Raw genomic sequence first — 19629 nt, forward strand, 5'->3', positions numbered from 1 at the left:
CCAATCGGCGCTGCCGGATGCAGTCCGTCCCCAGACCCCGCACGGCCGGAGCGAATGCGGAGGTACGCCTAGTTCGCACCACTCGGCCCCGCGGGCGGTTGCAGTGCGGGAAACCAGATGTCGGTGAGCACCTCGGCGGCTTGCTCGGCGCCGACATCGATGGTGCCCTGCATCGCCCACCGGGTGAAGAACCGTTCCAGTTGCGCCACAAGCAGTTCCACGCGCAGCCGCGCCTCGTCCACGCGGTCGGCGGGCCAGCGGGACAGGTACGAGGGCATCGCGTTGGGCAATGCCGCGATGCCCTGCCTGGCGATCGCGCGGAACTCGGGTTCCAGCGTGGTCGCCTCGTCCCAGGCGGGCAGCAGGTCCTTGTATTCGTGGAACCAGTCGATGGCCCTGGACATCCAGCCGACGAACGCCTCGCGGGTGCCGATGTCGAGCACACGGTCCAGATCCTCGTAAAAGTGCAGCGCGGTGGGTGCGGTGGATTGCGCGGCGACCGCGCGCAGGATGTCCAGCTTGCCGGTGAAGTGCAGGTAGAAGGTGGCGCGACTGCACCCGACCTCGGCGGCGATCTCGTCGACCCGCACCGCGGCGTAGCCGTTCGCGCCGAACAGCGCCTTGGCGGCCTCCAGCAGTTTGGCCCTGGTCTGCAGCTTCTGTTCGTCGCGCAGGCTGAGCCCGGCTTGCTTCGGCTTGGTCGGCATGGTGAACGGTAACTCCGTCTCGTCGGCGCTTCCAATAGACAGCTTGCCACTCACTAGACAGCAAGTCTAGCGAGTGTTAATTTGTTGCCTACGTCACTTCGGCGACGGACGGCGCTAGTGGTGGTCGCCCACCGCTCGCGGCCCGCTCGACGCCGGCAGCTCCAGACGAGGACATCGACTTTGACTTCTCAGCAACTTCCCCGGGTATGCGTCATCGGCGCGGGACCATCGGGCATCACCGCCGCCAAACGCCTCCAGGACCACGGCATCCCGTTCGACTGCTTCGAGGCGGGTGACGAGGTCGGCGGCAATTGGTATTTCAAGAACCCCAACGGCATGTCGGCCTGCTACCAGAGCCTGCACATCGATACGTCCAAGTGGCGCTTGGCCTTCGAGGACTATCCGGTGCCGGAGTCGTGGCCGGACTTCCCGCACCACTCGCAGCTGTTCGAGTACTTCAAGAACTACGTCGACCACTTCGGCCTGCGCGACAAGATCCTGTTCGACACCAAGGTCACCGCGGCCGAACGGCAGCCCGACGGGCTCTGGCTGGTGACAGCCTCCGACGGCCGCACCCGCGCCTACGACGCGCTGATCGTGTGCAACGGCCACCACTGGGATCCCAGAATGCCCGACTACCCGGGCGAATTCGACGGTGTGCTCATGCACAGCCATGCCTACAACGACCCGTTCGACCCGGTCGACATGCGCGGCAAGCGGGTTGTCGTGGTTGGCATGGGCAACTCCGGGCTCGACATCGCCTCGGAGCTGTCCCAGCGCTTCCTCGCCGCGCGGCTGACGGTCTCGGCCCGGCGCGGGGTGTGGGTGCTGCCGAAATACGTGCACGGCGAAGTCGGCGACAAACGCCGTGTGCCGCCGTGGATGCCGCGCAAAGTCGCGCTGAAGTTGAAGCAGCGCTTCGTCCGTAAGTTCCGCGGCGACATGGAGTTCTACGGTCTGCCCGCGCCAGATCACAAGCCGTTCGAGGCGCACCCCTCGGCGAGCGAGGAGTTCCTGCACCGCGCCGGCTGCGGCGACATCGCGTTCAAGCCCGCCATCACCGCGCTGGAGGGGCCGCGGGTGCGCTTCGCCGATGGGAGCGTGGAAGAGGTGGACGTGATCGTCTGCGCGACGGGCTATCACATCAGCTTCCCGTTCTTCAGCGACCCGGAGTTGTTGCCGGACAACGACAATCGACTCCCGCTTTTCAAGCAGATGATGAAGCCGGGCGTCGACAACCTCTTCTACCTCGGTCTCGCCCAGCCGTTGCCCACGCTGGTCAACTTCGCCGAGCAGCAGAGCAAGCTGGTCGCCGCGTATCTGACCGGTCGCTATCTTCCGCCCGACCCGGAGGGGATGCGCGAGGACATCCGCGCCGCCGAGAACGCCCGCGCGGGCCGCTATTACAACTCACCGCGCCACACGATCCAGGTCGAATTCGAGCCGTACGTGCGCGATATGCAGCGGGAGATGGCCAGGGGCGCCAAGCGCGCCGCCGCGGCAGGCTACGCGCTGCCGGTGCCCGCCCGAGCGCTGGACCGGGTGTGAGAGCCATGAGTGACATCTCGGGATACTGCGCGGATCGCTTCGAGGGCGTCCGGAGCGAGTTTGCGCGCCAACTGGACTCGGGCGCCGAACTCGGCGCGTCGATCTGCGTCACCGTCGACGGCGAGCCGGTGGTCGACATCTGGGGCGGGCACCTGGACGACGCCCGCACCGTGCCGTGGCGGACCGACACTCTGGTGAACGTCTTCTCGATCAGCAAGACCATGACGGCGCTGTGCGCGCTGCTGCTCGTCGATCGCGGCGAGCTCGACGTGCACCAGAAGGTCGCGCACTACTGGCCGGAGTTCGCCGCGAACGGCAAGGGCGACATCGAGATTCGGCACGTACTCGCGCACACCTCCGGTGTGTCGGGGTGGCAGCCGCCGATCGACCTGGCGGACATCTACGACACCGAAGCGGCCGCGGCGCGCTTGGCCGCCCAGGCGCCGTGGTGGGAGCCGGGCAGCGCATCGGGGTATCACGCGCTCAACTACGGGCACTTGGTCGGCGAGGTGATTCGCCGCGTCACCGGACGCAGCCTCGGCCGCTTCTTCGCCGAGGAACTCGCCGAGCCGCTCGGCGCCGACTTCCACATCGGCACCGGCCCCGAGCACCGCGACCGCATCGCCCCGCTGATCCCGCCGCCCGCACTGCAATTCGACATGTCGACGCTGGACCAGGACAGCATTCTGGTCAAGACGCTCACGAGTCCGCTGCTGGATATCGCCGAGACCGCGACCCCCGGGTGGCAGGAGGCCGAGATCGGCGCGGTCAACGGCCACGGCAACGCGCGCTCGGTGGCGCGGGTGCAGTCGGTGGTCTCCTGCGGCGGCGCGCTGGACGGACGGAAACTGTTCTCGGACAAGACCATCGACCTGATCTTCGAGCAGCAATCGGACGGCGTCGACCAGGCGCTGCTCGTTCCGCTGCGCTTCGGCATCGGCTACGGCCTGCCGCACCCGCAGACCGCCCCCGCCGTGCCCGAGGGCCGCGTCTGCTGGTGGGCCGGGTACGGCGGGGCGATCGTGGTCAACGACCTGGACCACCGCCTGACCTTCGCCTACACCATGAACAAGATGGAGCCGGGCATCATGGGCTCGGCCCGCGCCGACGCCTACCTGCGTGCGACCTACGCGGCGGTGCGGGAGGGGGCGGCATGAGAGCGCTCCAGCTGACCGGTCCCGGCACGCTGGAATTACGCGAGGTGCCGGTGCCCACGATCGGACCCGACGATCTGCTGCTGCGGGTCGGCGCGGCGGGCATCTGCCATTCGGACCTGCACGTAATGGAGATTCCGTTCCGCCTGCGCGAGGACCCGCTCACGCTCGGCCACGAGATCGCGGGCACCGTCGCGGAAATCGGCGAACGGGTGACCGGCCTGGCGATCGGCGATCGCGGCATCGTCTACCTGTGCTGGTCGTGCGGCGTGTGCCGGGAGTGCGTGCGCGGCAACGAGAACGTGTGCCTGGCCGCAGGTCGGGCAGCCATGCCGCCGTGTCCCGGACTCGGTCCCGACGGCGGCATGGCGGAGTACATCCGTATTCCCGCAACGGCTTTCGTGCCGATCGGTGATCTGGACTTCGCCCAGGCGGCCCCGCTCGCCGACGCCGCGCTGACCAGCTACCACGCGATCGACGGCGCGCGTGACCAGTTGCGGCCCGGCGCGACGGCCGTGGTCATCGGCGTCGGCGGCCTCGGGCACGTCGCGGTGCAGATCCTCGCCGCCACCACCGCCGCCAGGGTGATCGCGGTGGACGTGCACGAGGACAAGCTCGCGCTGGCGAGCACGCACGGTGCCGAGGAAGGACTGCTCGTCGACGCCGGAACCGCCGCGGCCATCCTCGACCGGACCGGCGGGCGCGGCGCCGAGGCGGTGTTCGATTTCGTCGGCGTGGACCAGACCGCGCGCCTCGCGGTCGAATGCGTGGCGCCCAACGGCGCGTACCGGATGATCGGGCTCGGCGCGGGCGCGCCGGAACTCACCGCAGCGCCCGCGGGCGGCCCCGGCTGGCCGTGGGGTGCGACGGTACGAAAGTCCTACGGCGGCACCAAATCCGACCTGATCGAGTCCGTCGCGCTTGCTCGATCGGGCAGACTCCGGGTCGAGGTCGAGGTCTTCGCGCTGGACGACGGCCCCGAAGCGCTCGACCGCCTGGCAAACGGGCGAATCCGCGGACGGGCGGTACTGATCCCGTGAACCCGCGCACGAACGACGAGGAACATCGAATGACGAAATCCATGGATCCCCAGGCGCTGGCCGCGACCGTCATCGGGCGGCTCACCGGGCCGGGTGGCCCCTTCGAGACGACGGTCGAGGACGTGCTCGGCGCGCCGCTGCCGGTGCTGAAGAACCGCGGGCGCGCGCTGCGCGAGCTACTCGCCACCTCGGCCGCGCTCGGCGACCGCGAATACCTGGTGACCGAGGACCGGCGGCTGTCCTACGCCGAGCACGCGGCCGAAGTCGGCGCGCTGGCCAGGGCGCTGCGGGACCGCTACGGCGTCGGCAAGGGCGACCGCGTCGGCATCCTCGCGGCGAACACTCCCGAGTGGGTGGTGGCGTTCTGGGCCGCGCAGTGCCTCGGCGCGATCGCGGTCGGCTACAACGCGTGGTGGACGCCGCGCGAGATCGCCTACGGCCTCGGGCACACCGAACCCGCGGTGCTGATCGTGGACGCCAAGCGCGCCGAGCGGGTCGCCGAGCTCGGCGTCGCCGTGCCGGTGCTCACCATGGAGCGCGACGTCCCGGCGCTGGTCGCCGAGTTCGCGGCGGACGAGTTGCCCGACGCCGCCGTCGTCGAAGACGATCCGGCCGTCATCCTCTACACCAGCGGCACAAGCGGACGGCCAAAGGGCGCGGTGCATTCGCACCGAAACCTGTTGGCGGTCATCGACTATCACCGCTTCAACGACGCGCTGGCCGCGGCCTTCATGGGCGGGGCGGACGACGGTAGCCCCAAGGGCAGGCGTTTCCTGCTGACCTCCCCGCTGTTCCACATCGCCAGCCTGCACAACCTGGTGCTGCCGCGGATGGTCACCGGCGACACGGCCGTCATCTACCAGGGCGCGTTCGACGCCGACCGGGTGCTTCGGCTGATCGAACGGGAACGGATCAGCAACTGGGGCGCGATGCCGACCATGGCCACCCGGCTGCTCGAGGTCGACCTCGACGCCTACGACGTGTCTTCGCTGGCCGCCTTCTCGCTCAACTCCGCGCCTTCCTCGGCGGCACTGCAAGAGCGGCTGCGGCAGCGGCTGCCCGTCGCGCGGAATGCGCTGGTGACCAGCTACGGGATGACCGAATGCTCGACGGCCGCCACCATCGCCGCCCCCGCCGAACTCGCCGCGCACCCGGACACGGTCGGCCGTCCGGTGATCGGCGTGAGCCTGGAGATTCGCGACCCGCTCGGCGAGCCGGTCGGCGAGGGCGTGGAGGGCGAGATCTGGGTGCGCAGCCCGTACGTGATGCTCGGCTACTGGAACGATCCCGAAGCCACGGCGGCCGCGATTACCCCGGATCGCTGGTTGCGCACCGGCGACATCGGAATCGTGGAGGAGGGCAGGCTGCGGCTGTCGGGCAGACGGTCGGATCTCATCCTGCGTGGCGGGGAGAACGTCTATCCGACCGAGGTCGAGCAGTGTCTCGACGAACACCCCGACGTCGAGGAGAGCGCCGTGGTCGGCGTGCCGGACGCCGATCTGGGTCAGCAGGTGGCCGCCCTCGTGGTGGTGCGTGAGGGCGCGACGGTCAGCGAAGCGGACCTGCGCGAGTTCGCCGGGGAGCGGCTGGCCTACTACAAGGTGCCCGCCCGCTGGCGTCTCACCACCACCCCACTCAGCCGCAACGCGACCGGCAAGGTGGTTCGCGCGGGCATTGCGGAGGCCATCACCGACGTGAGCGGGTGACGCGGGGTCTCGACCTGCCACCATAACGGGGTCTACCTTGGGAATCAGGTGTGCACGTCGCACGCCTGACCACTCGCAAGGAGGCGACGTGGCGATTTTCGCGCACCAGGGCCGGACCGTAGTCTTCGACCGTATCGGCAGTGGGCCGCCGATCGTGTTGCTGCACAACGCGGGAACGCAGCGACATATCTGGGACGATCAGGTGGCGGTCCTCAAGCGCGACCACGAGGTCTTCGCACTCGACCTGCCGGGCTACGGCGAATCCGAGCAACCGGCCACGGGCTACCGGCTCGAAGAGTATGTGCGGATGCTCGGCGCCTTCCTCGACGCGCACGACCTGTCCGACGTCGTGCTCATCGGCAACTGCCTCGGCAGCGCCACCTCGCTCGGCTACGCCATGGCGCATCCGTCGAACGTGCGCGCGCTGGTGCTCGTCAGCCCGCTCACCCGCAACACCGTGCGCAAGGGCGAGTCCGCGGGCCTTGCCTGGGTGGACGCCAAGCTGCCGCTGGCGCCCATCGCCAAGCGGCTCGCCCTGCCCGACCGGGTGATCTCGCTGATCATCGCCAACCAGCTCGGCGCGCGGGGGCGCCGCCTCGGCATGCAGCATTCGCGCCGGCTCAAGGCGCACTGGGGCGATCGCGGCCGGTTGCAGGCGCTGCACGGGCTGGTGCAGGACTTTCCGAACTTCCGCGTCCTCGACGAGTTCACGCCCGGCCCGGCATTCCCGCCGATCTGCACGATCTGGGGCAAGCAGAACCACATCCTCTCCGCCTCGGCGGGCGCCGTCCTCGACCGCACCCTGCGCCCGCACACCAGCGTGGTGCTCCCCGACTGCGGCCACCTCCCGATGGTGGAGGACCCGGCGACGGTGACGGCCGCGATCACCGAGTTCCTCGCCGCTCCCGAGATCCGCCCGCACGGCGGCCGCCGACCGCACGCGCCGCGCGCCGACTCGCTGCCGCGCAGTTCCTGACGGAGGTTCGAGCCCGGATGTGAAGACACGTCCGGCGAGCGTAGGCGTACGAGCGCGGCGGTAGAGGCGCGCCCGCCGAGCATGGGCGTACGAGCACGGCAGCGGAAGGTGCGCCCGGCGAGCGTCGGGGTGCGAACGCGGCGGCAGAGGTGCGCCCGGCGAGCGGCTGACGAGCACTTTTCGCCCGGGCGGGATGGCGCTCGGGCGTATGCTGATCTTGGTGTTTGGCGATCTATGCCACGGGAACCCGGTCGATAAGCCATCGAGGAAAGGGTTGACGTTCATGTTGCTGCGCCGACTAGCCCGACCACTGCTGGCGACCGCCTTCGTCGCCGATGGGGTCGACACGCTGATTCATCCCGAACCGCGCGCGAAGACCGCCGCGACGCTGGTCGAGCGCGGTGAGCGTTCGCTGCCGGACAACGTCGCCGCGAAGCTGCCCGCCGACCCGGCCACGGTGGTGCGGATCAACGCCATCGCGCAGGTCTCGGGCGGCGTGCTGCTCGCACTTGGCAAGGCGCCACGCCTCGCCTCGCTCGTACTCGCGGCCACGGTGGTGCCCGCCACCATCACCGAACAGGACTTCTGGGCCGAACAGGACCCGGACCGGAAGGCGGCCAAACGCAACGCCTTCCTCAAGGACATCAGCCTGCTCGGCGGACTGCTGATCGCCAGCGCCGACACCGAGGGCAAACCGTCCCTCGGCTGGCGCGGCAAGCGCGCGGCACGCAACGCGGCGGCCACGGTCTCGGCGGCGCTGCCGTTCGGCGCGGCCGCCGACAATGCGAACGGTGAGGCACTGCGCCAGCAGGCGCACGTCGTCGCGGAGCGCGCGAAGGCGCTGGGCGGCACCGCCGCTACCAAGAGCTCCGAGCTCGCCGAGATCGTGCAGACCCACGGACCCGACTGGGCCGCCGCGGCCAAGCAGCGCGGCGCGGCGATCGCCGCGGTGGCGAAGGAGCGCGGCGCGGAACTGGCCGCCGCCGCCCGCGAGCACGGCGCCGAATTCGCCGATGCCGCAAGGACTCACGGTTCGGAGTGGGCGGAGATCGCGAAGGAACGCGGCGACGAGTTCGGCGATGTGGCGAAGGCGCGCGGTGGGGTGTGGGCTGGTATCGCCAAGGGGCGCGGAGCGGAGTTGGGTGAGGTCGCCAGGGCGCGTGGGGCGGAGTTGGGCGAGGTCGCCAAGGTGCGCGGCTCCGAGCTCGGTGACGTCGCCAAACAGCGCGGCGCCGAATGGGGCGAGGTCGCGCGGCTGCGGGGAGCCGAACTCGGTGAAGTCGCGAAGCACCGCGGAGCCGAGTTGAGCGAAGTCGCCAAGCACCGCGGAGCCGAACTGGGCGAAGTCGCCAAGCACCGCGGAGCCGAACTGGGCGAAGTCGCCAAGCACCGCGGAGCCGAACTGGGCCAGACCGCAAGGCAGCGCCGTGCCGAGCTGAAGAAGGCAGCCAAGCAGCGCCGCGCCGAACTGAAGAAGGCGGCCAAGGGCGGGTCCGGGTTCGGCGAGACCGCCAAGCACCGGCGCGCCGAACTGAGCGAGGCCGCCCGGCACCGTCGCGCGGAGCTGCGCGAGGCCGCCCGGCACAAGGGTGTGGAGCTGGGTGAGACCGCGCGGCACCGCGGAGCCGAATTCACCGAGGCGGCAAGGCATCAGGGTGCGGACTGGGCTGGGAAGGCGCGCAAGCTCAGGTAGTCGCGATCGAAGTTCAGGGCGGTCGCCGGTATCCCCACCGGCGACCGCCCTGCGCTGTCTTCGCGTTGATCGGCCAGCCGCCGAGCACCGCCCGCCGTGCTACCCCGTTCGCGACCAACCGCGGCGCTCGCCCAGCGGCCCGCATACGCGGCAGAGCCGCGCCCGCCAACAGAGAAGTTCGCGGCTGTCTACTGGCCGCTCAGCCGCTGATCAGGGCTTCCTTGATCGCTCAGGGGGCGCCCAAGGCGCTCTTGGTCTGCTGGCAACCACGTTTGCCTGGCCCATCCGGCAGCGACTGGCGGAGACGCCCTCCGAACTCGACCGCTTGGCCGCTCAGCGCTCGCCTGACGCTCAGGCAGCGACCTGAAGGGAGCGATCAGCCGACCACCACGCGCCTCTCCACGCCGGTCGACACCGGAATGTGCTCGTACCCACGCAGATTCACCAGTCCGCGCCGCGTCGCCGGTCCGGTGTGCCGCAGGTCGGGGAAGCGGTCGTAGAGCGCCCGGAGCGCGATCGCCCCTTCCATCCTGGCCAGGCTCGCGCCGAGACAAGCGTGCACGCCGCTGCCGAAGGCCAAGTGGTCCTTGGCGTTGGATCGGGTGATGTCGAAGGTGTCGGGGTCGAGGAACACGGCGGGATCGCGGTTCGCCGAGCCGAGCAGGAGCGCGATCGTCTCGCCCGCGCGTATCCGCACGCCCGCTATCTCCGTGTCGCGCAACGCCGTTCGGGCGGTCATCTGCACGGGGCTGTCGTAGCGCAGCATCTCCTCGATCGCGCCGGGCCAGCGGGCCGGTTCGGCGCGCAGCAGATCCAGTTGGTCGGGGTGGTCGCGCAGCAGCATCGTGCCGTTGCCGAGCAGGTTGACGGTCGTCTCGAATCCCGCGCCCGCGACCAGGGTCGCGGTGGCGAGCAGTTCGCGGTCGGTGAGTTGGCCGCCGGTGGCGAGGTCGCTGAGGATGTTGTCGCCCGGTGCGCGGCGCAGGTGCTCGATGTGGCCGATGAGGTAGTCCTGGCTGGCGCGCAGCGCGGCGACGGCCGCGCGGAACTGGCGCCACGAGACGGTGATGTCAAGCAGCGGTGAGCCCGCGTTCCCGAATTCGAGCATGTCGTCGCGTTTGTCGGCGGGGATGCCGAGGATCTCGCTGATGATCGCGATCGGCAACAGCAGCGCGAAATCGCCGATGAGATCGGCGTTTTCGCGTGCCGCTAGGCCATCGAGCAGCTCCTCGGTCACCTCGCCGACCCGGTCGCACAGCCGGGCCACCGCGCGCGGGGTGAAGGCGCCTGCCACCAGCTTGCGGTAGCGGGTGTGCTCCGGCGGATCGACCATCAGCATGGACGGCGGCTCCACCGGGCTGGCCAGCCGCAGATCCGTGGCGCGGATCAGCCGCCGAAACGGCTCGGGCAGGTCCATCGCGTCCGGCGGGGTCACGCCGAAGTTCTTGTCGCGCAGAATATTCCGGCAGACCTCGTGGTCGGCCGATGCCAGAAGGAACGGCGTCCGAACCAGCCTGCCCTCGGCCCTGATCCGCGCGCCGAACGGATACGGATTCTCGCGCGCGTGCGGATCGGTCAGCAGTTGCGCCAGCGGCTCGCCGCGCCGCGCCCGCATCCGGAGAAACACCGTGGGCACGCCGCTGATCGCCGCCCACCGAATCCAGCTCTTCATCTCGGCCCCCACGTCTCTGTCGGAATATCCTCACGCTACGACCGCGCCGCGGCGCGCACATCCGCCCCCGGTCGCAAATGCGCCTCCTACCCGGGTAGGTCGCACACGCGGGTGCGGATGTCCGAATTCGGCATGTCGCCCGGCGCGGCGGCGCATAATCCGGTCCACAGGCCCGCCGGCGTTCTCGGAAGGTGGCGCGATCGTGAGCACGACCCAACTGCAGGCCGTCCGTCCTTATCCACGTCGGTTGGGGCCCAAGGGTTCCTATCTGTGGAAGATGATCACCACCACCGATCCGAAGGTGCTCGGGGTCATGTATCTGACCACCGCGATGACGTTCTTCTTCATCGGCGGTCTGATCGCGCTGCTGATGCGCGCCGAGCTGGCCAGGCCCGGCATGCAGTTCCTCTCGCCGGAGCAGTTCAATCAGCTGTTCACCATGCATGGCACGATCATGCTGCTGTTCTACGCGACGCCGGTCGTGTTCGGCTTCGCGAACGCGGTGTTGCCCTTGCAGATCGGCGCGCCCGACGTGGCGTTTCCCAGGCTCAACGCGTTCAGCTACTGGCTCTACCTGTTCGGCGCGACGATCGCGACGGCCGGTTTCCTCACCCCGGGCGGTCCCGCCGACTTCGGCTGGACCGGCTACACGCCGCTGAGCCTGTTCGAGCACTCACCCGGCGTGGGTGCGGATCTGTGGATCATGGGTCTGGTCGTCTCGGGTCTCGGCACCATTCTCGGGGCGGTCAACATGATCACCACCGTGGTCTGCCTGCGCTGCCCCGGCATGACGATGTTCCGCATGCCGATCTTCACCTGGAACATCCTCGTCACCAGTGTGCTTGTGCTGCTGGCTTTTCCGATCTTGACGGCGGCGCTGATGGGGCTCGCGGTGGACCGGCACCTCGGCGGGCACGTCTTCGATCCGGCCACCGGCGGAAACCTGTTGTGGCAGCACCTGTTCTGGTACTTCGGGCACCCCGAGGTGTACATCGTGGCGCTGCCGTTCTTCGGGATCGTCACCGAGATCTTCCCGGTGTTCAGCCGCAAACCGATCTTCGGTTATGCCGCGCTGGTCTACGCGACGCTCGCGATCGGCGTGCTCTCCGTCGCGGTGTGGGCGCACCACATGTACGCGACGGGAGCCGTTCTGCTGCCGTTCTTTTCGCTGATGACGTTCCTGATCGCGGTGCCGACGGGCGTCAAGTTCTTCAACTGGATCGGCACGATGTGGCGTGGGCAGCTGACCTTCGAATCGCCGATGCTGTTCTCGGTCGGCTTCCTGGTGACGTTCCTCTTCGGCGGCCTCTCGGGGGTGGTCCTGGCCAGCCCGCCGCTCGACTTCCACGTCACGGACACCTATTTCGTGGTGGCGCACTTCCACTACGTGCTGTTCGGCACCATCGTGTTCGCCACCTTCGCGGGCATCTACTTCTGGTTCCCGAAGATGACCGGCAGGATGCTGGACGAGCGCCTCGCGCGGTTGCATTTCTGGACGACATTGATCGGCTTCCACCTGACCTTCCTCGTCCAGCACTGGCTCGGCGCCGAGGGCATGCCGCGCCGCTACGCCGACTACCTGCCCGGCGACGGTTTCACCACGTTGAACACCGTCTCGACAATCGGCGCTTTCCTGCTTGGCGCCTCGATGCTGCCGTTCATCTGGAACGTCTTCAAGAGCTACCGCTACGGGGAGCCGGTGACGGTGGACGACCCTTGGGGATACGGCAATTCGCTGGAATGGGCGACGCCGTGCCCGCCGCCTCGGCACAACTTCTTCGAGCTCCCACGCATTCGCTCCGAGCGCCCGGCTTTCGAGCTGCACTATCCGCACATGGTGGCGCGGATGGAAGCGGAGGCGGGTCGGCACTGACGATTCGCACTGGCGTGACGTATTCGTACTGGCGTGACGGGGCAATTTGTGCGACGGTGACGCCAATTCCAGTCGTCAGATTGTGAGCGCCCCCGTGGATCTCGACCATCTCGACCAGCACCCCGCCGATCCCGACCTCCCGTTGATCGGCGAACTCAGCGACCCGCGACTGAGCCGGCTCGTTCGCACGAGCATCGGCCTTTCGGCCGAGTCGATCGACCTGCTGACCAGCCTCGCCGAACGACTACGCGCGGCCGAACGGGCACTACCCGACCCGGCGTATTTCTGAGCCACGCCGAAGCTGCCACATATCCCGTGCACGCCTCGCATAGGCAGTGCCTGTGTGAGGCGTCTAGTAGGTGTGTGCGAGCAAGGTCCTCAGGAGTGGCGGCTCACGATGCGTGCCAAGTCGCACAGCCGGTGGGCGCGGGCGATCTCGGCGGGTGTGAACGGTTCATCGGTCCGCAGGAAGATCAGCGTCCGCTCGTCGTCCGGCAGCTCGAGCGCCGTGCCTTCGGCGGGCTCGTCCGTGAGACCACCGGGCAGGTACCGCGCACCGAGCAATTCCGCTATGGCGAGCGGCAATTCGTCCGCATCGGCTACTACGCGCGCGGCGACCGCGAGCGCCTTTGTCTGGCCGTCGATGAGCGTCAGCGCGGAGGCTGGCCACACCCGCACCTGCGCGCCGCCCGCCTGAACGACAGCCGCGGTGAGGTCCTGCGTGGTGATTTCAACGGGTGTCGCGACCACCAATTCGTCCAGCACACCGGATTCCAAGTGATGCACGTGCACAGTCAGGATGTTGGCCCCGTGATCGGCGAGATGCGCGGCAAGCGCCTCCAACTGACCGGGCCGATCGTCGACGTGCACCCGAATTCGCCACAGCGCGGGCGCCCGATCGACACGATCGCGGTCCCGCAACTCGGGCCCGTGCATCCAGGACCCGAGAAACCGCATCGCCGACGGCTCCACCACCCAGATCACCAGAATCGTGGTCGTGATCGTCAGCAACAGCACCGCCACCAAATACGGCGGATGCCAATGAATCACCAGCGCATGCAACACCAACTCCACCGGAAAGACGGCCGCCAGCTTCGCCAGCGCCAAACGGGTCCGTCGCGGATGCGGCAACCGGCCGCACACCTCGCACGCCAACGCGTGCACACGGGGTCGAACTGCGATCGGCCTCATCCCCCGACGATCTTGGTAGAAGATTTCCTTCCCCGTGCGGTCCTGTAACGCGAACGTGAAACCTCCGAGCAAACCCATTGACCTGCAACAACACCTACCGTGACTCCGCACACACCCCACCGCGAACCGTGCGCAACCCCACAATGTCCGCGTCTTTCGCGTCCACGTACGAACGTCCCTCCGGCCGGTCGCTGCCCCTGCGCTTCGCGGCCGCGCTCACCGCTGCCGACCTGGCCACGGCGAAACGCGGCGCGAACGAGGACCGCGAGAGGACGAACGCGCGCGAGCCAAAGTGTCCATGGCCGCGGTCAAAGCACCGCCTAATCCCTGCTGGTCCGGGGGATCTGCCTTGGTTGTTGCGAATTATCTTGCTGCCCAGGAGCGGACGACTTGGCCCGCCGTTGAACGACTTTCGGCCAAGGCGTCCGATACTCACTTGGGCGGTGGGACGACCGGGGTGACGAGCATTCGGCCTGAGGTGGAGACAGATTCCTCGAGGCTTCGCATGGTCATTTTGAGAAGCAGGCTGTTGTTGCGCTGGATCCAGAGCATTTGGGTGGTGGCCCAGGCGGCGTCGCGGGCGCGGGCGATGCCGAAGCTGCACAGGATGTGTTTCAGTGCTTCGGCGTCCCTGGTGGCCAGCTTCAGCAGCCAGGGCTCGTATTCCGCCCGGATCTCCGCCTCGACCTTGGCCAGCAGGTCGTTGACCTTCAGGTAATCGGCATACACCGGTTTGGTGTCGGGCGTGGTGGAGCGCTCTTTGCACGTCTTGACGACCGCGACCGCCAGATCGTGGTTGATATGGGCATTCATGCCCGCCAATGCGAATTGCAGGGGCCACACGGTGCGGTTGGCGCGCGAATCGAAGACCGGTTCCCACACCGCGTTCGGCGGCTTGCCGCGCTTGTCGGCGTCGACCGCGTCGAAATACAGCTGCGCGAAGATCACGTCGAGACGTTCGACGAAATCGGGATCCTTGAAGAATCCCTCGGTGATCTGCTGTCCCACCAATTCGGTGACGCGAAGATACATGTTGTTGAAACTCGCCACTCCGTCTCGCGGGTCGAGTTCGGTCTTGATGGCGCGCATCCGCTTGATGACCTCTTCGACGGACGCGGGAATCTGAGCGGTTGTCATGGTGCCCTCCTCCACTGGGTCGAAACTCGAGACGCGGATACGGAGGCGCCGAGCGGAAGTTGCGGCACAGAAGTCGTCGTCGGCCAGCGCATTTCCCGCTGATCGGCCCTCCATCCCCGCCCGGTGCGGCCGGCCCGAACGGCAGCGACCCCGTAGCGGACAGAGCTGGGCGTAGTCCAGCCCGCGCATGGCCGGAGCGAAGGCGAAAACACGCCTAACGCTCGGGGTCGAACCTTCGGTACGACGGCGCCGAGCGAAGTTCGGCATCCGCACTGAACATCGGTCCACTTTCCCTGAGCAACATCATGATTGTCCCACCGCCGAAGCATCCCGGGGCCGAATCGGCCGAAGCCTGCGTCGTCCCACACGTCGGCCGCCTCACGCCTCGGTGCGGACGTCCCCTACTTGGCGGGCGGGGTGAACGGTGCGTTGATGGTGGTGAAGTACTGGATGGCCGCGCCGATCGCGACCGGTGCGGTCACGAAGATCTGACCCGCGAGAGTCCCGAGCGCGCCGACAGCGATGATGCCACCCAGACAACCGACGGCGGCGGCGGGGATGAAGGGTCCGAAGAGGCCGATGATGGTGGCCGAGGCGACCGTGGCGCCGACGATGCCGCCGAGCACGCAGCCGACCGCCCCACCACCGAGTCCGCCGACCAGGGTGCCGATGCTGGCGCCCATGCCGATGGTGCTGGTCATGCGCGACCAAGCCGCTTGTTCGCGCTCGTATTCACTCTTCCATGGCGCTTTGTCCTCGAAGGCGAGGGCGACGGGCTTGTAGACGGCTTTGTCCATCGACAACTGCGGGGTGAGCGTGGCAGTGCGGCCGGAAATCGCTGCGGCGATGGGGAATTCGAAGTCGTCGATGCGCAGCTTCAGCGGCGTGCCCGCGACGACGGTGCCGTCGGCAGCTTTGATCTTCAGTGCGTCGTCCTCGACAACCAAGGCCCCGGCATCGATCTCGATGATCGAGGCGGTGTCGGTCGCGCGGGCCGTGAAGCCGATCGCGTCGGCGGGTTGCGCCGTGGCGGTTCCCGCGACGACGGACAGCGCGGCGATGGCCAGGGCAGCCGCCCAGCATCCGACGACACCCCGGCAGAGCTCAGATCACGAAGGGAATCAACGCTTTTCGCTCCGACGGGTAGTCGGCGAACTTCTCCCGGTACCACTTGTGCGTCGCGAACGCGCGCGGCACCAGGTTCCCCGCCGTGATCAGGAAGATCACCACGCCCGCCAGCGACCAGGTCAGCAGTGCGAACCCGGCCCACGCGATCAGCTCCCCGAGATAGGCCGGACTGCTCACGAAACGGAAGCCGCCACCGTAGGGGATGCGGTATTCGGTCGCGCCGGGATCGTTCTTGTCGCGCAGGTTGCGCACGATCGCTTCGGAGCGCACCAGCAGCCCGAACCCGCACAGGTACACGACGAGGCCGATCAGGAAGCGCGGGTCGATGAGCCAGTCGGTGCCGTACTGGTTCTTGTAGTCGTGACTGAAGAACGCGCCGTTGAGGTAGCCGTGCAGCGAGGTCACGAAGACGCCCGCGGCCAGCACGGAGATGTTGAAGCTGCTGCGCTTGCCAGGGACCTGCCGAATCGAGAGCGGAAAGAACCAGCCGCGGTTGCCGTAGTGCAGCAGCCAGATGCACGCAAGCACCAGCGACGTCGGCTCGAAACGATCCGGCCCGCTCAGGTAGAACACCGCGAACACCACGGTGGCGGGCAACTCCATCAACCACCAGCCCAGCTTCGGATTGAGGTTGAAGCCGACCTTCGTCGAGGCGAACCGCCCGTACGGACTCTGCGCGAACAGGCCGCCGACCAGCACGAAAGCGGCGAAGGCGAAGGCGATCGCGAGCACGGTGTCGTAGGTGGCGTTCCCGGTGTACCAGTCCATCGAGATCCTTCGTCGAACGGGGCGCCGCGGTTCGGCGGCGCCGAAATTAGAACATGTTCTACCATGGATTCGAGCCGTGGCGAGACGATGGAGGACCCTCATGCCGCTGGACCCGACCGCCGAACACCTGCTGGCGGCCGTTCAGGCGTCACCGCGCGCGGTCGCCGCGCACGACAAGACCGCCTGGGTCGGCCTGTTCGCGGACGACGCCGCGGTGCACGACCCGGTCGGCTCGCGCGCGCACGTCGGCCGCGCGGCGATCGCGCGGTTCTACGACACCTTCATCGGGCCGAACTCCATCGCGTTCCAGGTGGACCGCGATCTGGTCGCCGGGCAGACAGTGGTCCGCGACCTACACATCGAGACGACCATGTCCACCGGCGCCACCGTCACCGTGCCGATGCACCTGCGCTACGACCTCGTCGACACCGGCGACGGCTGGCGGATTGCCCGCTTGGCGGCGCACTGGGAACTCCCTGCGATGATCGCGCGACTGCTGCGCACCGGGGTGCCCGGACTCCTGGCGGGCGCGAAACTCGGCCCGCAACTGGTCGCCAACCTCGGCGTCGACGGCGCGATGGGCATGATGCGGGCCTTGCGGAGCGTGGGCAGATCGGGCAAACGCGCCGCGCGCCAGCTGTTCGAGGCGGCGGCCGGGACCGACATCGGCCGCGTGCGGGCCCTGCTCGGCGAGCACGCGGTGGTGGAATTCCCTGCGGGGAACGCGATTTCGGTCGAGGAGTTCACCAACCGCGCCCGCGCCATGCGGTGGGACAAGCTGATCGCCGCTGGCCGCACCGTCAGCGCGAGCGTGCGGCTCGACGAGTCGCACGGCGTGGCATTCGTCGAGTTCGAGGCGAGCGGCCCCCGCATCACCGGCGTGACGGTCTTTCTCGACGCGAATCTATAGCGCGCTCGCGGCCGGGACGCCCCAGACGGCGCGCGCTCCCGAATCGCCGACGCGGTAGCACAACACGCCCGCGGCGATGCCGACGACGAGCGCAAGGATCGCCAGCAGCGTCGCGGGGGCGCGCCCGATCGAGCGGCCCCGCAGCTCCAGAAGATGAGTCGCGACCACCAGCACCGCGACCACCAGCAGCGCGACGGCGAAGTAGACCATGCTGCGGCCCAGCTCGATGTGGGTGCGCAGCGCCTCGCTCGGGGACGGGAACCGCTCGGCCAGCGTCTCGCCGGCGTCGGCGGTGATCGGGGTGAGCACCGCACCGACGAGAGCGAGGGCCGCGACCAGCCAGACCAGACGCCGCCGCACCGCGGGCACGAGCGCCGACAGCACGAGCAGCAGCGCGGTGAGCGGCACGAGCACGACCACGCCGTGCACCAGGAGCACGTGCGCGGGCAAACCGTTGATCGTCGACATGAGGCGCCCTCCTCGGGTGCGCTGCGGCTCCCGGTCAGTGTCACCCGTTCCCACGAATTCCGCGTGGTGATGGTTCACGGACCGCGCTGCACCGAAAGAATTTCGGCCGCGGAAATCGTCTTCCGCGCCAATTAACGTGCCGAGCTCCGGCCGATACGTTTATGGGACTGCCGCGCCGGAATTCCGGACCGAATCCGCCGCACCGCGGCGCCCGAGCCGTGCGCCGCGCGCGTGAAAGGACGAACACGAATGAGCGTGGGCATCGCCGAGGACGCCGCACCGGTCACCGAGCTGTATCCGGATCCGCTGCGACCGCTGATTCCCGAGCAGGATCCGTTCTACGTGGCGCCACCGCACCTGGACCGGTACTCCCCCGGCGCGATCCTGCGCACCCGCCGCGTCGAGCTCGCGCTGTTCGGCGTTGTCCCGCAGCGCATTACGGCGTGGCAGCTGCTCTACCGGACGTGCGATCTGAACGGCATCCCCGAGGTCGCGGTGACCACGGTGCTGCTGCCGTGGGGCGCCGATCCCACCGCGCCGCGCTCGCTGGTGTCGTTCCAATGCGCGATCGACGGCGTCTCGTCCCGCTGTTTCCCGTCCTACGCCCTGTGCAGGGGCGCGCGGGCGCTCGGCGCGATCCCGCAGCTCGAGCTACCGGTCATCGCCGGAGCGCTGGCGCGGGGGTGGGCGGTGTCGGTGCCCGATCACGGCGGCATGTCGGGGCAGTTCGGCGTGGCACGCGAGCCGGGATTCCGCTCCCTCGACGGCATCCGCGCGGCGCTGAACTTCGCGCCGCTCGGTCTGAACCCGAGCACGCCGGTCGGTCTGTGGGGATATTCGGGCGGCGGCCTGGCCACCGCGTGGGCGGCGGAGCTCGCCGCCGAGTACGCGCCGGAGCTGACCATCGTCGGCGCGGTGGCCGGTTCCCCGGTCGGCGACCCTGGGTCGGCGTTCACCCGGCTCAACGGCACCTTCCTTTCCGGTTTCGCCACCGTCTGCGTCGCGGCGCTGCGCCGCGCCTACCCCGCGCTGGACCGGCTGCTGCTCGACGAGGTGAACCCAGAGTTCCTCGGCCTGCTCGCCCAAGCCGAGTCGCGCACCACCTTCGAGCTGATTCCCCGGTTCGCGGGCAAGAACATCGACAAGTACAGCCGCACCACGTTCGAGGAGCTGCTCGCCCGGCCGGAGATGCGCTACGTCCTCGACGACATCCGCCCCGGCGCTCAGGCCCCCGCCATGCCGATGCTGGTGGTGCAGGGCGTCAACGACGAACTCATCGCCGTCGCCGACGTCGACGCGCACGTCGAGCGCTACGTCGCGGCCGGTGGCGCCATCCGGTACCTGCGCGACCGGCTGAGCCTGCACCTGCCCCTCCTCTACATCGGCACCCCGTTCACCATGAACTGGCTCGCCGATCGCTTCGACCGGCGCGACACCGGCCCGACCGGCACCGACACGGTGTGGTCGGTCGCCTTCGGCCGCCGAGAGGCGTTGGGCCACTTGCGTTTCGCGAAGCTGTTCGGCCGGATGCTGGCCTCCCGGCCGATCACCGCGACCGGCGGACCGACGGCGCCCGCACTGCCGCGCCGAACGGTGGCTTGATCTGGCCGCACCGATTTCCGGCGGCTCGGCGAACCGCGGTGCTGCGCGGCCGTCCG

The 19629-nt window shown here is 68.7% G+C and carries 17 protein-coding genes; 10 read left to right on the forward strand and 7 right to left on the reverse strand.

Translation table 11 applies throughout. The annotated features are described in order from the left end of the window. Positions 1 to 68: 68 nt before the first annotated feature. On the reverse strand, positions 69 to 707 hold the full coding sequence (locus CRP45_RS09000; protein ID WP_097244740.1) for a TetR/AcrR family transcriptional regulator: 639 nt from the start codon (positions 705 to 707) through the stop codon (positions 69 to 71). A gap of 180 nt (positions 708 to 887) precedes the next feature. Here CRP45_RS09000 and CRP45_RS09005 point away from each other — a divergent pair, with 180 nt between their 5' ends. From CRP45_RS09005 to CRP45_RS09030, 6 genes are all read left to right on the forward strand, one after another. Beyond that, on the forward strand, positions 888 to 2255 hold the full coding sequence (locus CRP45_RS09005; protein ID WP_179830822.1) for a flavin-containing monooxygenase: 1368 nt from the start codon (positions 888 to 890) through the stop codon (positions 2253 to 2255). A gap of 5 nt (positions 2256 to 2260) precedes the next feature. After that, positions 2261 to 3412 carry a serine hydrolase domain-containing protein gene (locus tag CRP45_RS09010; RefSeq protein WP_097244741.1) on the forward strand — a complete coding sequence of 384 codons (1152 nt, stop codon included), beginning with the start codon at positions 2261 to 2263 and terminating at the stop codon, positions 3410 to 3412. Continuing rightward, positions 3409 to 4449: an NAD(P)-dependent alcohol dehydrogenase gene (locus tag CRP45_RS09015; RefSeq protein ID WP_097244742.1), complete on the forward strand. Its 1041-nt coding sequence runs from the start codon at positions 3409 to 3411 to the stop codon at positions 4447 to 4449. The genes CRP45_RS09010 and CRP45_RS09015 overlap by 4 nt, the downstream gene beginning before the upstream one ends. 29 nt (positions 4450 to 4478) lie before the next feature. Continuing rightward, entirely contained in the window at positions 4479 to 6155 is a 1677-nt protein-coding gene (casG, locus tag CRP45_RS09020) for a steroid-24-oyl-CoA synthetase (protein WP_097245398.1), read from the forward strand. A gap of 88 nt (positions 6156 to 6243) precedes the next feature. Further along, on the forward strand, positions 6244 to 7131 hold the full coding sequence (locus tag CRP45_RS09025; protein WP_179830823.1) for an alpha/beta fold hydrolase: 888 nt from the start codon (positions 6244 to 6246) through the stop codon (positions 7129 to 7131). A 283-nt stretch (positions 7132 to 7414) separates the two neighbouring features. Next, positions 7415 to 8824 carry a DoxX family protein gene (locus CRP45_RS09030; RefSeq protein WP_097245399.1) on the forward strand — a complete coding sequence of 470 codons (1410 nt, stop codon included), beginning with the start codon at positions 7415 to 7417 and terminating at the stop codon, positions 8822 to 8824. A gap of 376 nt (positions 8825 to 9200) precedes the next feature. Here the strand turns inward: CRP45_RS09030 and CRP45_RS09035 are convergent, their stop codons facing one another. Further along, entirely contained in the window at positions 9201 to 10496 is a 1296-nt protein-coding gene (locus tag CRP45_RS09035) for a cytochrome P450 (protein WP_097244744.1), read from the reverse strand. A gap of 202 nt (positions 10497 to 10698) precedes the next feature. Between CRP45_RS09035 and ctaD the strand changes: the two genes are divergently transcribed. Beyond that, entirely contained in the window at positions 10699 to 12369 is a 1671-nt protein-coding gene (ctaD, locus tag CRP45_RS09040; RefSeq protein ID WP_245910030.1) for an aa3-type cytochrome oxidase subunit I, read from the forward strand. Between the two features lie 94 nt (positions 12370 to 12463). After that, positions 12464 to 12658 (forward strand): hypothetical protein, encoded by a 195-nt coding sequence (locus CRP45_RS09045; RefSeq protein ID WP_067791937.1) that lies wholly within the window; start codon positions 12464 to 12466, stop codon positions 12656 to 12658. Positions 12659 to 12747: 89 nt separating this feature from the next. Here CRP45_RS09045 and CRP45_RS09050 read toward each other — a convergent pair whose 3' ends face one another. The 4 genes from CRP45_RS09050 to CRP45_RS09065 form a co-directional block, all read right to left on the reverse strand. After that, on the reverse strand, positions 12748 to 13560 hold the full coding sequence (locus CRP45_RS09050; RefSeq protein WP_097245400.1) for an ACT domain-containing protein: 813 nt from the start codon (positions 13558 to 13560) through the stop codon (positions 12748 to 12750). Positions 13561 to 13992: 432 nt separating this feature from the next. Then, positions 13993 to 14697 (reverse strand): DUF5995 family protein, encoded by a 705-nt coding sequence (locus tag CRP45_RS09055; RefSeq protein WP_067789609.1) that lies wholly within the window; start codon positions 14695 to 14697, stop codon positions 13993 to 13995. Positions 14698 to 15098: 401 nt separating this feature from the next. Continuing rightward, a complete protein-coding gene (locus CRP45_RS09060; protein ID WP_097244746.1) occupies positions 15099 to 15764 on the reverse strand; it encodes a DUF8020 domain-containing protein in 666 nt (221 codons plus the stop codon). Positions 15765 to 15801: 37 nt separating this feature from the next. Further along, complete coding sequence (locus CRP45_RS09065; RefSeq protein WP_097244747.1) at positions 15802 to 16593, reverse strand: phosphatidylethanolamine N-methyltransferase family domain-containing protein; 792 nt, start codon at positions 16591 to 16593, stop codon at positions 15802 to 15804. Between the two features lie 100 nt (positions 16594 to 16693). On the opposite strand from CRP45_RS09065, the gene CRP45_RS09070 reads away from it, so the two are divergent. Then, entirely contained in the window at positions 16694 to 17503 is an 810-nt protein-coding gene (locus CRP45_RS09070) for a nuclear transport factor 2 family protein (RefSeq protein ID WP_097244748.1), read from the forward strand. Here CRP45_RS09070 and CRP45_RS09075 read toward each other — a convergent pair. Next, positions 17498 to 17971: a DUF2231 domain-containing protein gene (locus CRP45_RS09075; RefSeq protein ID WP_097245401.1), complete on the reverse strand. Its 474-nt coding sequence runs from the start codon at positions 17969 to 17971 to the stop codon at positions 17498 to 17500. The two genes, CRP45_RS09070 and CRP45_RS09075, sit on opposite strands and share 6 nt — an antisense overlap. Positions 17972 to 18220: 249 nt before the next feature. Here CRP45_RS09075 and CRP45_RS09080 point away from each other — a divergent pair, with 249 nt between their 5' ends. After that, positions 18221 to 19573, forward strand: coding sequence for a lipase family protein (locus tag CRP45_RS09080; RefSeq protein WP_097244749.1), 1353 nt, complete (start codon positions 18221 to 18223; stop codon positions 19571 to 19573). Positions 19574 to 19629 lie beyond the last annotated feature (56 nt).

The sequence above is a fragment of the Nocardia amikacinitolerans genome, from assembly GCF_900215415.1.
Taxonomy (GTDB): Bacteria; Actinomycetota; Actinomycetes; order Mycobacteriales; family Mycobacteriaceae; genus Nocardia; species Nocardia amikacinitolerans.

Bases quoted from the DNA above. Each gene is read 5' to 3' on its own strand.
- CRP45_RS09000 (WP_097244740.1), bottom strand. From the start codon at position 707: ATGCCGACCAAGCCGAAGCAAGCCGGGCTCAGCCTGCGCGACGAACAG.
- CRP45_RS09010 (WP_097244741.1), top strand. From the start codon at position 2,261: ATGAGTGACATCTCGGGATACTGCGCGGATCGCTTCGAGGGCGTCCGG.
- CRP45_RS09015 (WP_097244742.1), top strand. From the start codon at position 3,409: ATGAGAGCGCTCCAGCTGACCGGTCCCGGCACGCTGGAATTACGCGAG.
- casG (WP_097245398.1), top strand. From the start codon at position 4,479: ATGACGAAATCCATGGATCCCCAGGCGCTGGCCGCGACCGTCATCGGG.
- CRP45_RS09030 (WP_097245399.1), top strand. From the start codon at position 7,415: ATGTTGCTGCGCCGACTAGCCCGACCACTGCTGGCGACCGCCTTCGTC.
- CRP45_RS09035 (WP_097244744.1), bottom strand. From the start codon at position 10,496: ATGAAGAGCTGGATTCGGTGGGCGGCGATCAGCGGCGTGCCCACGGTG.
- CRP45_RS09050 (WP_097245400.1), bottom strand. From the start codon at position 13,560: ATGAGGCCGATCGCAGTTCGACCCCGTGTGCACGCGTTGGCGTGCGAG.
- CRP45_RS09055 (WP_067789609.1), bottom strand. From the start codon at position 14,697: ATGACAACCGCTCAGATTCCCGCGTCCGTCGAAGAGGTCATCAAGCGG.
- CRP45_RS09065 (WP_097244747.1), bottom strand. From the start codon at position 16,593: ATGGACTGGTACACCGGGAACGCCACCTACGACACCGTGCTCGCGATC.
- CRP45_RS09070 (WP_097244748.1), top strand. From the start codon at position 16,694: ATGCCGCTGGACCCGACCGCCGAACACCTGCTGGCGGCCGTTCAGGCG.
- CRP45_RS09075 (WP_097245401.1), bottom strand. From the start codon at position 17,971: ATGTCGACGATCAACGGTTTGCCCGCGCACGTGCTCCTGGTGCACGGC.
- CRP45_RS09080 (WP_097244749.1), top strand. From the start codon at position 18,221: ATGAGCGTGGGCATCGCCGAGGACGCCGCACCGGTCACCGAGCTGTAT.